This window comes from Pseudomonas oplopanacis (assembly GCF_057128725.1).
In genome coordinates this window covers 212,630-226,868 of record NZ_JBSKHV010000004.1, presented here as the reverse complement: position 1 = coordinate 226,868, position 14,239 = coordinate 212,630, and the positions used below count along the sequence as shown (strand labels likewise).

Annotated in this window: 15 protein-coding genes; 10 read left to right on the top strand and 5 right to left on the bottom strand. The window is 59.5% G+C overall.

What is annotated here, in order from left to right; genetic code table 11:
- Positions 1-7: 7 nt before the first annotated feature.
- From ACWKV5_RS11345 to ACWKV5_RS11315, 7 genes are all read left to right on the top strand, one after another.
- Positions 8-364: a DUF4398 domain-containing protein gene (locus ACWKV5_RS11345; RefSeq protein WP_483841330.1), complete on the top strand. Its 357-nt coding sequence runs from the start codon at positions 8-10 to the stop codon at positions 362-364.
- Complete coding sequence (locus tag ACWKV5_RS11340) at positions 361-1,173, top strand: OmpA family protein (RefSeq protein ID WP_483841329.1); 813 nt, start codon at positions 361-363, stop codon at positions 1,171-1,173. The genes ACWKV5_RS11345 and ACWKV5_RS11340 overlap by 4 nt, the downstream gene beginning before the upstream one ends.
- A 210-nt stretch (positions 1,174-1,383) precedes the next feature.
- The gene (locus ACWKV5_RS11335; RefSeq protein WP_123432724.1) at positions 1,384-2,823 is read left to right on the top strand and encodes an aminotransferase-like domain-containing protein; all 1,440 of its coding nucleotides are present in this window, start codon (positions 1,384-1,386) and stop codon (positions 2,821-2,823) included.
- 89 nt (positions 2,824-2,912) lie between these two features.
- Positions 2,913-3,386 carry a translation initiation factor 2 gene (locus ACWKV5_RS11330; protein WP_483841328.1) on the top strand — a complete coding sequence of 158 codons (474 nt, stop codon included), beginning with the start codon at positions 2,913-2,915 and terminating at the stop codon, positions 3,384-3,386.
- A 165-nt stretch (positions 3,387-3,551) separates the two neighbouring features.
- Positions 3,552-3,806: a YkgJ family cysteine cluster protein gene (locus ACWKV5_RS11325; RefSeq protein ID WP_123432722.1), complete on the top strand. Its 255-nt coding sequence runs from the start codon at positions 3,552-3,554 to the stop codon at positions 3,804-3,806.
- A 41-nt stretch (positions 3,807-3,847) separates the two neighbouring features.
- Complete coding sequence (locus tag ACWKV5_RS11320; protein WP_483841327.1) at positions 3,848-4,453, top strand: START domain-containing protein; 606 nt, start codon at positions 3,848-3,850, stop codon at positions 4,451-4,453.
- Positions 4,454-4,735: 282 nt separating this feature from the next.
- Positions 4,736-6,829: an LTA synthase family protein gene (locus ACWKV5_RS11315; RefSeq protein ID WP_483841326.1), complete on the top strand. Its 2,094-nt coding sequence runs from the start codon at positions 4,736-4,738 to the stop codon at positions 6,827-6,829.
- A gap of 70 nt (positions 6,830-6,899) precedes the next feature.
- Here ACWKV5_RS11315 and ACWKV5_RS11310 read toward each other — a convergent pair whose 3' ends face one another.
- Positions 6,900-7,058: a DUF3309 family protein gene (locus ACWKV5_RS11310; RefSeq protein WP_172825980.1), complete on the bottom strand. Its 159-nt coding sequence runs from the start codon at positions 7,056-7,058 to the stop codon at positions 6,900-6,902.
- A 280-nt stretch (positions 7,059-7,338) separates the two neighbouring features.
- On the opposite strand from ACWKV5_RS11310, the gene ACWKV5_RS11305 reads away from it, so the two are divergent.
- From ACWKV5_RS11305 to csrA, 3 genes are all read left to right on the top strand, one after another.
- Positions 7,339-8,154 (top strand): SDR family oxidoreductase, encoded by an 816-nt coding sequence (locus tag ACWKV5_RS11305; protein ID WP_027924084.1) that lies wholly within the window; start codon positions 7,339-7,341, stop codon positions 8,152-8,154.
- A gap of 64 nt (positions 8,155-8,218) precedes the next feature.
- Positions 8,219-8,551, top strand: coding sequence for a YnfA family protein (locus ACWKV5_RS11300; RefSeq protein WP_483841325.1), 333 nt, complete (start codon positions 8,219-8,221; stop codon positions 8,549-8,551).
- 153 nt (positions 8,552-8,704) lie between these two features.
- Positions 8,705-8,890 carry a carbon storage regulator CsrA gene (gene csrA, locus ACWKV5_RS11295; protein WP_483841324.1) on the top strand — a complete coding sequence of 62 codons (186 nt, stop codon included), beginning with the start codon at positions 8,705-8,707 and terminating at the stop codon, positions 8,888-8,890.
- Positions 8,891-8,895: 5 nt separating this feature from the next.
- Here the strand turns inward: csrA and ACWKV5_RS11290 are convergent, their stop codons facing one another.
- From ACWKV5_RS11290 to ACWKV5_RS11275, 4 genes are all read right to left on the bottom strand, one after another.
- Positions 8,896-9,123, bottom strand: coding sequence for a YheU family protein (locus tag ACWKV5_RS11290; RefSeq protein ID WP_007945785.1), 228 nt, complete (start codon positions 9,121-9,123; stop codon positions 8,896-8,898).
- A gap of 162 nt (positions 9,124-9,285) precedes the next feature.
- Positions 9,286-10,476, bottom strand: a complete 1,191-nt coding sequence (locus tag ACWKV5_RS11285; protein ID WP_483841323.1) for an osmoprotectant NAGGN system M42 family peptidase — start codon at positions 10,474-10,476, stop codon at positions 9,286-9,288.
- A 167-nt stretch (positions 10,477-10,643) separates the two neighbouring features.
- Positions 10,644-12,392, bottom strand: a complete 1,749-nt coding sequence (gene ngg / locus ACWKV5_RS11280; protein ID WP_483841322.1) for an N-acetylglutaminylglutamine synthetase — start codon at positions 12,390-12,392, stop codon at positions 10,644-10,646.
- A 3-nt stretch (positions 12,393-12,395) separates the two neighbouring features.
- On the bottom strand, positions 12,396-14,168 hold the full coding sequence (locus ACWKV5_RS11275; RefSeq protein ID WP_483841321.1) for an N-acetylglutaminylglutamine amidotransferase: 1,773 nt from the start codon (positions 14,166-14,168) through the stop codon (positions 12,396-12,398).
- Between the last annotated feature and the right edge of the window lie 71 nt (positions 14,169-14,239).

The following is a 14,239-nucleotide window of genomic DNA, read 5'->3' as shown; positions in this document are numbered from 1 at the left end:
ATTCTTAGTGAGTATTCGACCTCTTTTCGCTGCCCTGGCCGTTCTGGCTCTGGCGGGTTGTGCAGCCGATCCGGCGCCGAATGAACAGATTCGCCTGACCGAACAGGCACTTGTCCAGGCCAAGGCCGTGGGCGCCACCGCCGACGACATGCCGGAAATGAAACTGGCCGAAGAAAAATTCGCCCGTGCCCAAAGCAACATGACCGAGCAGTCCTACAAACATGCGCGCATGCGTGCCGAGCAGGCCGAACTGGACGCGCGTCTGGCCGAAGCCAAGGTGCTGACCCTCAAGAGCGAGGAGCAATTGAACGTGCTCAATACCCGCATCACTCGTCTGCGCAAGCAAGTGGGGGATGCCCAATGAGCCTCAAGTCGAAAGCGCTCGGCAGCTTGATCCTCGCCGGTTGCGCAAGCTTGTATGGCTGTGCCGGCCAGCACAGTGAAGCCGCTTTGCAAGAAGCAGGCGCCGACTTCCAGAAGGTCAAGGAAGACTCCAATGTGCTGCGTATCGCGCCCAAGGACGTGATCCGCGCCGGTGAGTCCCTGGCTCGCGCCGATCGTTTGTCCAGCTATTGGGGCAGCGGTTCGGACGTGGTGCATTACGCCTACCTGAGCCAGCGCTACAGCGAAATTGCCCGGGAGCACACCAATCTGGTGCTCAACGAAGAGCGCGCGGCGAAGCTCGAACTCGAGCGTCAGCGTCTGCAACTGGCACTGCGCGAATCCAAATTGCTCAGCGTTCAGCAGCAGGGCAAGTGGCTCGAAGAGCAGATTGTCGCGCTGGCGACCACCCAGACAGATCGTGGTCTGGTGATGACGTTGGGCGATGTGCTGTTCGATACCGGCGAAGCCGAGCTGAAAAACTCGGCGAACCGTGTGGTGCTGAAGATTGTTCAGTTCCTGCAGCTCAACCCGAAACGCGTGGTGCGGATCGAAGGCTACACCGACAGCACCGGCGGCAAGCAGGACAACTTCAAGCTGTCCCGTGACCGTGCGCAATCGGTGGCTGACGTCCTGATGGACCTGGGCATCGACGACAAACGCATCCAGGTCGAAGGCTACGGCGATGAATACCCGGTGGACGTGAACGCTTCCGAGCGTGGCCGTGCGCAGAACCGTCGGGTGGAAATTGTGTTCTCCGACGAAAAAGGCCAGCTCGGCGCCGCCCGCTAAGGGTTGCGTTACTGGAAAACCCGGCCTGCCAGACAGCGCCGGGTTTTTTTGCGCCTGTCGTTTGCCTGGCTGATGACAAAAAGCAGTACAGATTTTGCTGACACTGCACTGTACGGTCGACTATTGTGGCAACTGTCCCAGTACACTTCTAAACTGTTCCGGTATTGTTTCACACAAGAATAAAATGCCCGTGAAATCGAGTGCTGCGTCATGACCAATCTCTTGCTCTACCAACGTATTGCTCAACAACTGGCCGAAGACATCCGCCGTGGTGTCTATCAACCGGGGGAGCGCGTGCCTTCGGTGCGCAAGATGAGCTCGCAGCTCAATGTCAGCCATGCGACGGTGTTGCAGGCATATGCCAATCTTGAAGATCAGGGGCTGATCCGCGCCCGCCCGCAGTCGGGCTACTACGTTCACCAGACGCCGGCCCTGACCGCGCCGACGCCAGACATCGCCCGGGTCGAGCGTCCTGGCCTGGTCACGCGCAGCAGCATCATTCAACAAGTGTTGGTCGAGTCCCGTCGCGAAGGTGTTTTCCCGTTGGGTGCCGCAGTGCCCAGTGTCGATTACCTGCCGGTGCGGGCACTGCATCAGCAATTGGCCAAAGTCACCCGTTTCCATAGCCCGCGTGCCTTCAGCTACATGTTCAGCCCCGGGTTTGAACCGTTGCGCCGGCAAGTGGCGATCCGCATGCGCGATGCCGGTGTGGTGGTCGATCCCTCCGAAGTGGTCATTACCCACGGCTGCGTCGACGCGTTGCAGATGTCACTGCGCGTATTGACCCGACCGGGCGACCTGATCGCCGCCGAATCGCCGACGTATTACGGTCTGCTGCAACTGGCTGACTTGCTCGGCCTCAAAGTGATCGAGATTCCGAGTGACCCCGCCACCGGCATGAGCCTTGAAGCGCTGCAACTGGCGGCCAACCAGTGGTCGATCAAGGCGTTGGTGCTGACCACGCGGCTGAGCAATCCCTTGGGTGGGACCATGCCCGAGGAGCGGCAGAAACAATTGCTGCGCCTGGCATCGGACTTCGACATCCAGATTGTCGAAGACGACATCTACGGCGAACTGATGTTCGAGCAGGGGCGTACCAAATCGCTCAAGGCCTATGACCGGCTGGATCGGGTCATCTATTGTTCAAGCTTCTCCAAAACCCTGTCGCCGGGCGTGCGGATTGGCTGGATGATTGCCGGCAAATACCAGCAGGAAATCCAGCGCTTGCAGACGTTCAGTACCCATTCGGCCTGCAGCGTCACGCAAATGGGCATTGCGGCGTATCTGGAAAACGGTGGCTACGATCGACATTTGCGCTACATCCGCCAGGAATACCGCAAGAACCTCAGCGCCTTCCAACTGGCCGTTCAGCAATATTTCCCCGAAGGCACGCAGATGACCCGGCCGACCGGCGGCTTCATTTTGTGGGTCAGTTTGCCGGGGCGGGTCAACACCCAGGAATTGCACGTACGGGCGTTGCAGCAGGGCATCAGTATTGCGCCGGGGCTGATCTTCAGTAACACCGAGCAGTTCAATCACTGCATTCGGCTGAACTGCGGCACCCCCTGGAACCGTGAAGCCGAACGGGCCTTGATGACGCTGGGGATGCTGGCGACGCAACTTTGCCAGGAGACGGCCGGCGGCTTCTGAGCAGTCCGGCGGGAGGTTCTCGGCGGAGCTTGTCATGTGGCGCGCAACAGGCGAGCATATGGCCCTCTGCCGTTATTGCTGTTGGGTTCATGAAGCCGATTTTTCCTGCCGTCTGCCTGTTTCTTTGCCTGTTGATGACCGTTCACGCTGAAGGCGTCATGGCAGCGGCTGCCCAGGAAAAACCCGCCGCCAGCGCAACCGGGACCAAACCGGTGCCTGTCAAAAAAGCCGCTGTCGTAAAAAAGCCAACGGCGGCGGTGAAAAAGCGGCCACCTATTGCCTCCAAGTCGAAAGCGCCCAGCGAAGTGGTGAAAACCCAACTGCCTCCGGTCAAACTCGACTTGAGACTGCCGCCGCAAATGGCCCAGGAATTGAAACCGATCGGCACCGTGCCGCTGCCCAGTCACGATGCGCTGCTGCCACAAATGTTTGGCGAAAAGTCCGGCAGCAGCCCGTTTCAGCTCAACGGTCGGCTGCTCAGTAACGAAATGCAGTTGCAGCTGCGCAATGAAGAGCGCCGGGAAGTCGAAGGCGCGGCATTGGATTTCGAGTTCAAGCAGTAAATCGTTCCCATCCGTGAGCCGCTGGCCAGACGCTTTGTCGGAGACTGGTCAGTCACGCTGGTTTGAACGAAAAAACCCCGGTCCGGGTAATTTAAAACAACTGTTTTAGCGGTTACTCTGTGTCCCGTCCTTTTACACATCACACCTCGTGAGGAGCTCGTCGTCATGAAATGCCGTGAAGGCTGTGGCGCCTGTTGCATTGCCCCTTCCATCAGTTCACCGATTCCCGGTATGCCCAATGGCAAAGCCGCTGGCGAACGTTGCGTGCAACTGTCGGTCGATAACCTGTGCAACATCTTCGGCAAACCCGAACGCCCCGCCGTCTGTTCGGCATTTGAAGCCGATATCGAAGTGTGCGGCAGCAGCAGTGACGAGGCGATCAAACTGCTGGGATGGTGGGAGCAGATGACGGCGGCGTGATGTTTACAACCAACGGAACTTCAACAATAAGGAATAAAACCATGGGTTCGCTGCATCGTATCGCTGTGTTGTGTGGATTGACCGCCGTGTTGGCCACTACGGCCGCCCAGGCTGAAGACTGGAAAGTCGCCAAGAACGAAGACGGCATCAAGATCTCTCTGGCTGAAGTGCCGGGTTCGGACTACAAGTCCTATCAGGGCGTTACCTTGATGAAGACCACCGTCGCCAAACTGCGTGCATTGCAGGAAGACGTGGCCGGCGCCTGTGCCTGGATTCACGAGTGCAAGATGCAGAAGCTGCTCAAGCACGAAGGCGACCAGAGCTGGACCTACACCCAATTCAATACCCCGTGGCCCGTCACTGCGCGTGATTCGGTGCTGCACATCACCACCGTTGAAGGCGCCGATGGCAGTCTGACCCGCAAACTCGAAGGCGTGCCGAAGTACATTCCAGAAGAAAAAGGGTTTGTACGTGTCACCAAGGTCGACGGGTTCTGGAAGTTCGTCCCGAAGGGTGACCAGGTCGAAGTAACCTATCAGGTACACACCGAGCCAGGCGGCAGCGTGCCATCGATGATCGCCAACAAGTTCGTGGTCGATGCACCGTTCAATACCCTGAAAACCCTGAAAGAACGCGCCGAGAAGTAATCGCTGCGTTGTTCTGCAAACGCCCCGACTGGTTCGGGGCGTTTGCGTTTTTAGCCGTGCACGGCTTTATTGTGTTTCCGGATATGCGTTGCACAAAATTTTCACAAAGCCTCCAAGACAATCCGCCCGCATCCGTCAGCCAAACAGTAATCAATGGCAATGAGGCGGGTGATCGTGCAACATTTGCGCACCGCGCAAGCCCCGGGGCCAAGTAATGGCCAATAGAGGGCAGGGCGCCGCTGTATTTTTGAAACTTCAACTTCCAATGGGTCCTAAAACGACATGGCAAACCCGGACGCCCTGAATCAGCAGCGAGCTTCTAGTCGCCTGCTGCAACCGACCGTCAAATCGCATCTGGCCTACACGTTGTTGTGCGCCTTGATCATGATGGTCATGTTCAGCCTGCTGCGTGTTGCGCTGCTGGTCTACAACCGCTCGATGATCCTCGACACCCCGGCTTCGACGTTCCTTGAAGCGTTCGCCAACGGCCTGCGTTTCGACCTGCGCCTGGTGGTCTACCTCTGCGTTCCGCTGTTGCTGGCACTGTTCAGCGCGCGGGCCATGGCTGCTCGCGGGTTCTTCCGCTTCTGGCTGACCATCGCGTCGAGCATCGCGCTGTTCCTCGGCCTGATGGAGATGGACTTCTACCGCGAGTTCCACCAGCGCCTCAACGGCCTGGTCTTCCAGTATGTGAAGGAAGACCCGAAAACCGTGATGAGCATGCTCTGGTACGGTTTCCCGGTGGTTCGTTATCTGCTGGCATGGGCCGTTGGCACGTTGATCCTGACCCTGGCGTTCAAGGGCGCTGATCGTGCGACCCGGCCTCGTGGCCCGTTCAGCGGCGGCAGCATCGGCACGCGCCAGATCGCCCCGTGGTATGCGCGCATCGGCGTGTTCGTCGTCTGCCTGCTGATCTGCGTGGTCGCCGCTCGCGGCACCCTGCGTCAGGGCCCGCCGCTGCGTTGGGGTGACGTCTACACCACCGATTCGAACTTCGCCAACCAGTTGGGCCTCAACGGTACGCTGTCGCTGATCGCGGCGGCCAAGAGCCGGATGTCCGAAGATCGCGACAACATCTGGAAAGCCACACTGCCGCAGCCTCTGGCCCAGCAGACCGTGCGTGACATGCTGGTGATGAAAGACGAAAAACTGGTGGATGCTGAAACTGCCGCCGTGCGTCGCGACTACACGCCACCGGCCGACAAGACCCTGCCGATCAAGAACGTGGTCGTGATCCTGATGGAAAGCATGGCCGGTCACTCGGTCGGCGCGCTGGGCGGCCCGGGCAACATCACGCCGTACCTCGACAAACTGTCGAAGGAAGGCCTGCTGTTCGACCGCTTCTTCTCCAACGGCACTCATACCCACCAGGGCATGTTCGCCACCATGGCGTGCTTCCCGAACCTGCCGGGTTTCGAATACCTGATGCAGACCCCGGAAGGCAGCCACAAACTGTCCGGCCTGCCACAGTTGCTGAGCGCCCGTGACTACGACGATGTGTACGTCTACAACGGCGATTTTGCCTGGGATAACCAGTCGGGCTTCTTCAGCAACCAGGGCATGACCAACTTCATCGGACGTAACGACTTCGTCAACCCGGTGTTCTCCGATCCGACCTGGGGCGTGTCCGACCAGGACATGTTCGACCGTGGCCTGGTAGAGCTCCAGGCCCGGGAAAACGGCAAGCCGTTCTATGCCTTGCTGCAAACGCTGTCCAACCACACGCCGTATGCCCTGCCGACGCCATTGCCGGTCGAGCGCGTGACTGATCGCGGCAGCCTCAACGAACACCTGACCGCCATGCGTTACTCCGACTGGGCATTGGGTCAGTTCTTCGAGAAGGCGCGTAAAGAGCCGTACTTCAAGGAAACCCTGTTTGTGATCGTGGGTGACCACGGTTTCGGTAACGAGCAGCAAATCACCGAAATGGACCTGGGTCGTTTCAACGTGCCGATGCTGATGATCGCACCGGGTATCCAGGAAAAGTTCGGCCAGCGTGACCACACCGTGGGCACTCAGATCGACATCGTGCCGACCATCATGGGTCGTATCGGTGGCGAAGTGCGTCATCAGTGCTGGGGGCGCGACCTGCTCAACCTGCCGGAAGGCGACAGCGGTTTTGGTGTGATCAAGCCGTCGGGCAGCGAACAGACCACGGCCATTCTCACCGCTGACCAGATTCTGGTGCTGCCAAAAGAGAAGGAAATGGAGCCGAAGATGTACCGCTATGAACTGGGCGCCAAGCCGCATGCCGAGATCGTGCCTAACGATCCACGCACCGCCGAGTTGAAGCTCAAGCTTGAGTCGTTCCTGCAAACGGCGACCAAGAGCCTGCTCGACAACACCGCCGGTGTTATCGACGGCAAACCGGACTAAGTTTTCAGCGCAATAAAAAGAGGCCCTTTTTCAAGGGCCTCTTTTTTTGTCCGTTAATTCGTTATATCCGTTAAATCCTGCCAAGCAAGAGCAGAATCAACAGCACTACCAGCACGACGCCGATGATACCCGACGGGCCATAACCCCAACTTCTGGAGTGTGGGAAAACCGGCAGACCACCGATCAGCAAGAGGATCAGAATAACGATCAGAATTGTGCCCATGTCTATTTCCTTGTTGGAAGTGTTCTGGATTGACCTGTCTTTTAACTGTCAGCTGGAAGGTTATTAATTCAAGCTGCTTACAAAGTCCGACTGGTGCACGAGTCGGAAAATTCCATGTTTTTTTAATGTTTTTTGATGACCTGTTTATTTCGTTTTTTGCAGGATTAGTTGAACCACACGCGCCCACGGTTTGTTCGGGCCATTCAGCAATCTGATGGAGCGTGGGTCGGGCAAGGACCTTCGCTACACTCAGCGCATCTTTCCCGGAACCACAAGGCTGTTTGCTATGCAAAATCGCATGATGATCACTGGCGCGGGCTCGGGCCTGGGTCGCGAAATCGCGCTGCGCTGGGCGCGTGAAGGCTGGCAACTGGCCTTGTCGGATGTCAGCGAGCCCGGTCTGCAAGAAACCTTGAAGCTGGTTCGCGACGCCGGTGGCGATGGTTTTATCCAGCGTTGCGATGTGCGCGACTACAGCCAGCTGACCGCGTTCGCCCAGGCCTGCGAAGAAAAGCTCGGCGGCATCGATGTCATCGTCAACAACGCCGGTGTTGCCTCGGGCGGCTTCTTCAGTGAACTGTCGCTGGAAGACTGGGACTGGCAGATTGCGATCAACCTGATGGGCGTGGTCAAGGGCTGCAAGGCGTTCCTGCCGCTGCTGGAGAAAAGCAAAGGCAAGATCATCAACATCGCGTCGATGGCCGCCCTGATGCAAGGCCCGGCCATGAGTAACTACAACGTGGCCAAGGCCGGCGTGGTGGCGCTGTCCGAAAGCCTGTTGATCGAACTGGCGCAACAGGAAGTGGGCGTGCATGTGGTTTGCCCGTCGTTCTTCCAGACCAACCTGCTCGACTCTTTCCGTGGCCCCACGCCTGCGATGAAAGCCCAGGTCGGTAAACTGCTGGAAAGTTCGCCGATCACCGCCACCGACATTGCCGACTACATCTACAACCAGGTGGCTGCCGGCGAGTTCATGATCCTGCCTCACGAACAGGGCCGCATGGCCTGGGCGATCAAACAGAAAAACCCGCAACTGCTCTACAACGAAATGACCCTCATGGCCGACAAAATGCGCGCCAAGGCCAAACAAAGCGCGGGCTGAACTTGCCCGTAGGCAACCGCGTCGTTAGGGTGGCCGGCATCGGTCACTCTAACGAGACACCTGCATGCTCAATTACCTGTGGTTTTTCCTCGCGGCGCTGTTCGAAATCGCCGGCTGCTTCGCGTTCTGGATGTGGCTGCGCCAAGGCAAAAGCGTTTTGTGGGTGCTGCCGGCACTGCTCAGCCTGACTGTGTTCGCGCTCCTGCTCACCCGAGTCGAAGCCACCTACGCCGGGCGCGCCTACGCTGCCTACGGTGGGATCTACATCATCGCCTCGATTGGTTGGCTGGCTGTGGTCGAGCGGATTCGTCCGCTGGGCTCGGACTGGATCGGCGTGGCGCTGTGTGTGATCGGCGCGAGCGTCATTCTGTTTGGCCCGCGCTTTTCCGCATCCTGAAGGATTGGTCCTGCATTCAATCGATTTGTCGGACGCTTCCGTCAGGAGGGTTCTTCCAGTGTTGTAGGGCTGGACTGATTTGCCGTCTTCGCATTGAAGACCCGCTAAACGCCGGGCATCTTCAAGGGCCGGTAACCCTCAAGGACCAATACCATGCTTGTACTCAGTCGCGTTGTGGGCGAGATGATTTCCATCGGTGACGACATTTCAGTGCGCATCCTCAACGTCAGCGGCAACAGCGTGCGCTTTGGCGTCGAAGCGCCGAAGAACGTCAATGTGCATCGCGCCGAGGTCTATGAACGCATCCAGGTCAAACTGGCCAAGACCAAAGGTCGCTGAGCCGCTCAGTCGAAGAGGTGCTTGGGCACATCGTGCTTGAGCATCAACTGGCACTGTTCGCTTTCCGGATCGAACACGATCAGTGCCTGACCTTTGGTCAAGGCCTGGCGAACCCGCAATACGCGGGTTTCCAGCGGTGTGTCATCGCCGTTGTCCGTACCGTCACGGGTCACGAAATCTTCGATCAGGCGGGTCAGGGTGTCGACTTCAAGTTGGTCGTAGGGAATCAGCATAGGCACCTCGGCTAAAACAATGTCGGGATGCTACGGCGAATGATCGGTGGCGGCTAGCCTCGGGCTCGCCGCCTTCGCGAGCAGGCTCGCTCCCACAGGGGCATGCGGTCAACTGTGGGAGCGAGCCTGCTCGCGAAAGCGGAAGATCAAACAATGAAGATGTCAGCTATCGTTGCGCTGCCCGACAAGGCTATCCACCGAAGGCACTCGCGTATCACTTTCCATCTGCGTCTCATGTTCAAGCTGATGACTGAATCGGTCCAGTGACCCCTTCGCCGGTTGCGCATCACTGGCAAACACTGGCGGACTCAGGATGTAGGCACCGAGCAATCGACTCAGCGCCGCCAGGCTGTCGATGTGCGTACGCTCATAACCGTGCGTGGCGTCGCAACCGAAGGCGAGCAGGGCGGTGCGAATGTCATGTCCGGCCGTCACCGCCGAGTGCGCATCGCTGAAGTAATAACGGAACAGGTCGCGGCGCACGGGCAACTCGTTGTCACTGGCCAGGCGCAGCAGATGTCGCGACAAGTGATAGTCATAAGGCCCGCCGGAATCCTGCATCGCCACGCTCACCGCGTGTTCGCTGGAGTGTTGGCCGGGCGCAACGGGCGCAATGTCGATACCGACGAATTCGCTGACATCCCACGGTAGCGCGGCCGCTGCACCGCTGCCGGTTTCCTCGGTGATGGTGAATAGCGGATGGCAGTCGATCATCAATTCTTCACCACTGTCGACGATGGCTTTCAGCGCCGCGAGCAACGCCGCAACGCCAGCCTTGTCGTCCAGGTGACGGGCGCTGATGTGACCGCTTTCGGTGAACTCCGGCAAGGGGTCGAAGGCCACGAAGTCACCCACGCTGATCCCCAGCGAATCGCAGTCGGCGCGGGTGGCGCAATAGGCATCCAAGCGCAGCTCGACGTGGTCCCAGCTGATCGGCATTTCGTCCACGGCCGTGTTGAAGGCGTGCCCGGAAGCCATCAGCGGCAACACGCTGCCGCGAATCACGCCGTTGTCGGTAAACAGGCTGACCCGGCTGCCCTCGGCAAAACGACTGGACCAGCAACCGACCGGCGCCAGGGTCAGGCGTCCATTGTCTTTCACGGCGCGAACCGCCGCACCGATGGTGTCCAGGTGCGCGGACACCGCGCGGTCGGGGCTGTTCTTCTTGCCTTTGAGCGTTGCGCGGATGGTGCCGCGACGGGTCATTTCGAAGGGGATGCCCAATTCTTCGAGGCGCTCGGCGACATAGCGCACGATGGTGTCGGTGAACCCGGTGGGGCTGGGAATGGCGAGCATTTCCAGCAGGACCTTTTGCAGGTAGTTGAGATCCGGTTCAGGGATTTTGCTGGTCATGGAAACTCCTGATGGGTACAGAACATCGATGGTTTCGATGAGGGGGATAAGTTAAATTTTTGGTGCCTGGCACGCCGCCTTCGCGAGCAAGCCCGCTCCCACATTTGACCGCGTATCCCTGTGGGAGCGGGCTTGCTCGCGAAGGGGCCAGTTCAAGCACTACAGATCTAAAGGGCCGCCGGCTGACTGTGCGGAAACAACAAATCCACAAACCGCTCAGCCGTCGGCTGCGGTTCATGGTTGGCCAGCCCGGCGCGCTCATTGGCTTCGATAAACACATACTCCGGCTGATCGGCCGCCGGCACCATCAAGTCAAGCCCGACCATCGGGATATCCAGTGCCCGCGCCGCCCGCACCGCTGCATCCACCAAGGTCGGATGCAGAATCGCAGTGACATCCTCCAGAATCCCGCCTGTATGAAGATTCGCCGTACGCCGTACGAACAAATGCTCACCCGCCGGCAGAATGCTGCTGTAGTCGTAACCCGCCGCATGCAACGTGCGTTGGGTCTCATGATCGAGCGGGATTTTGCTTTCGCCGCTGGTAGCCGCCTGCCGCCGTCGACTCTGGGCTTCGATCAGCGCGCCGATGGAATGCTGACCATCGCCAACCACCTCCGCCGGGCGCCGAATCGCCGCCGCCACCACCTCAAACCCGATCACCAGAATCCGCAGGTCCAGGCCTTGGTGAAAGCTTTCAAGTAGCACTCGACTGTCGAACGCGCGGGCGGCTTCGATGGCTTGCTGCACCTCTTCAATGGTTTGCAAATCCACGGCAACGCCCTGGCCTTGCTCGCCATCCAGCGGCTTGACCACCACCCGCTCGTGCTCATCGAGAAACGCCAGGTTGTCATCGGCGTTGCCGGCCAATTGTTGCGAAGGCAGGTTCAGCCCTGCGGCTTTGAGCGCCTTGTGGGTCAGGCTCTTGTCTTGGCACAGGGTCATGCTGATGGCGCTGGTCAGGTCGCTCAACGATTCGCGGCAACGCACCCGGCGCCCGCCATGGCTGAGGGTGAACAGGCCGGCATCGGCGTCATCGACCTGCACATCAATGCCGCGTCGAAGGGCTTCCTCGACAATGATCCGCGCATACGGATTGAATTCCGCCTCCGGCCCCGGCCCGAGAAACAACGGCTGATTGATGCCGTTCTTGCGCTTGATCGCAAAGGTCGAGAGGTTGCGAAAACCGAGCTTGGCGTAAAGGCTTTTCGCTTGGCGGTTGTCGTGCAGAACCGACAAGTCCAGGTAACTCAGGCCACGGCTCATGAAGTGTTCGATCAAATGCCGCACCAACACCTCACCGACGCCCGGCCGCGAACAATGCGGATCGACCGCCAGGCACCATAGGCTGCTGCCGTTCTCTGGGTCGTTGAATGCCTTGTGATGATTGAGGCCCATGACACTGCCGATGATCGCGCCGCTGTCTTCGTCCTCGGCCAGCCAATACACCGGGCCGCCCAGATGACGCGGGGTCAGCAGGTTTGCATCGATCGGCAACATGCCGCGCGCCTGATACAACTGATTGATCGCCTGCCAGTCCGCATCGCTTTGTGCCCGGCGAATACGGAAACCACGAAACACGCGAGTGGCCTGACGGTAATCGCTGAACCACAAACGCAAAGTGTCGGACGGATCAAGAAACAACTGCGCCGGTTCCAGGCCCAGAATCTGCTGGGGCGCGGCAACATACAACGCAATGTCGCGCTCGCCCGGCTGCTCATTGAGCAGCTCCTGGGCGAGGCTGGCCGGATCGGGGAAGGTGTGCCCGATCAGTAGCCGGCCCCAGCCGCAATGCACGGCAATCGGTGCGGCACTCAGTTCGCTGCCGTCTTCGGCGAGACGCGCCTGCAAGCGTTCATAAGAAGGTGTCTGGCCGCGCAACAAGCGTTGGCTGTAAGCCGTGGCGTGGGGTTTCATCGATCAGATTCCTTGCTCGCTGAGCCACAGGTTCAGGGCCGCCAGTTGCCACAGCTTGGAGCCGCGCAGCGGAGTCAATTGACCCTGCGGGTCAGTCAGCAAACGGTCGAGCATCGCCGGGTTGAACAGACCGCGATCCTGACTCGGATCGAGCAGCAGTTCGCGCACCCAGTTCAGCGTATCGCCTTGCAGATGCTTGAGGCCGGGCACGGGGAAGTAACCCTTCTTGCGGTCGATGACCTCACTCGGAATCACCAGGCGCGCCGCTTCCTTGAGCACTTGTTTGCCGCCGTCGGGCAATTTGAATTTGCCCGGCACACGGGCCGACAATTCCACCAGTCGATAATCGAGAAACGGCGTTCGTGCTTCCAGGCCCCAGGCCATGGTCATGTTGTCGACGCGTTTGACCGGGTCGTCCACCAGCATCACCGTGCTGTCCAGACGCAGGGCTTTGTCCACCGCCGCATCGGCGCCGGGCTGTGCGAAATGTTCCTTTACGAAGTCACCGGCGGCGTCATTCGCTGTCAGCCATTTCGGCTGCACGGTGGCGGCGTAATCGTCATAACTGCGGTCGAAGAATGCTTCGCGGTAGGCGGTGTACGGATCAGCGGCGCCGTCGACTTGCGGATACCAGTGATAGCCGGCGAACAACTCGTCCGCGCCCTGGCCGCTCTGGACCACTTTGCAATGCTTGGCCACTTCGCGGGACAGCAGATAAAAGGCGATGCAGTCATGGCTGACCATCGGCTCGCTCATGGCGCGGAACGCAGCGGGCAGTTGCTCGATGATCTCTTTTTCGTCGATGCGCAACTGATGGTGCTGAGTGCCGTAGTGTTTGGCGATCAGGTCCGAATACTGAAATTCGTCGCCACGCTCGCCGCCAGCATCCTGAAAACCGATGGAGAAGGTCGACAGGTTTTCCACACCGACTTCACGCAACAGCCCGACCAGCAAACTCGAATCGACACCACCCGACAGCAGCACGCCGACGTCTACCGCCGCCCGTTGACGAATGGCCACCGCCTCGCGGGTGCTGTCGAGCACCCGGTCGCGCCAGTCTTCCAGGGTCAGGTTCGTTTCGTCGGCGCGAGGGCCGTAGGGCAGGGTCCACCAGGTTTTCTGCTCGGTGCGGCCATCGGCCTCGATGCGCATCCAGGTGGCGGGTGGCAATTTTTCAATGCCGGCCAGCAAGGTACGCGGCGCGGGGACCACGGCGTGGAAGTTCAGGTAATGATTGAGCGCCACCGGGTCGAGTATCGGGTTGATGTCGCCACCCTTGAGCAACGCTGGCAGCGCCGAGGCAAAGCGCAGGCGCTGGCCGGTGCGCGACAGGTACAGCGGCTTCACACCGAGACGGTCGCGGGCGATGAACAGGCGCTGGGCGTCGCGCTCCCAAATGGCGAAGGCAAACATGCCGTTGAGCTTGGGCAGCAAGGCTTCGCCCCAGGCGTGATAGCCCTTGAGCAGCACCTCGGTGTCACCGCCGGAATAGAAGGCATAACCAAGATTTTCCAGCTCGGTGCGCAATTCCGGGAAGTTGTAGATCGCGCCATTGAAGGCCAGGGAAAGGCCCAGTTGGTTGTCGACCATCGGCTGCGCCGAGCCGTCCGACAGGTCCATGATTTTCAGCCGACGATGGCCAAGCGCAATAGGCCCTTGGGCATGGAAACCCCACGCATCAGGGCCGCGAGGGGCCAGGTGGTGGGTGATTCGTTCAACGGCCGCGAGGTCCGCAGGTTGATGATCAAAGCGTAACTCGCCAGCTAATCCGCACATAAAATCCTTACCGGTTTTTCCGTTGGGGAGGGTCAATCGATACCCGGCCAAAACGGCGGGTACTCAGAAAC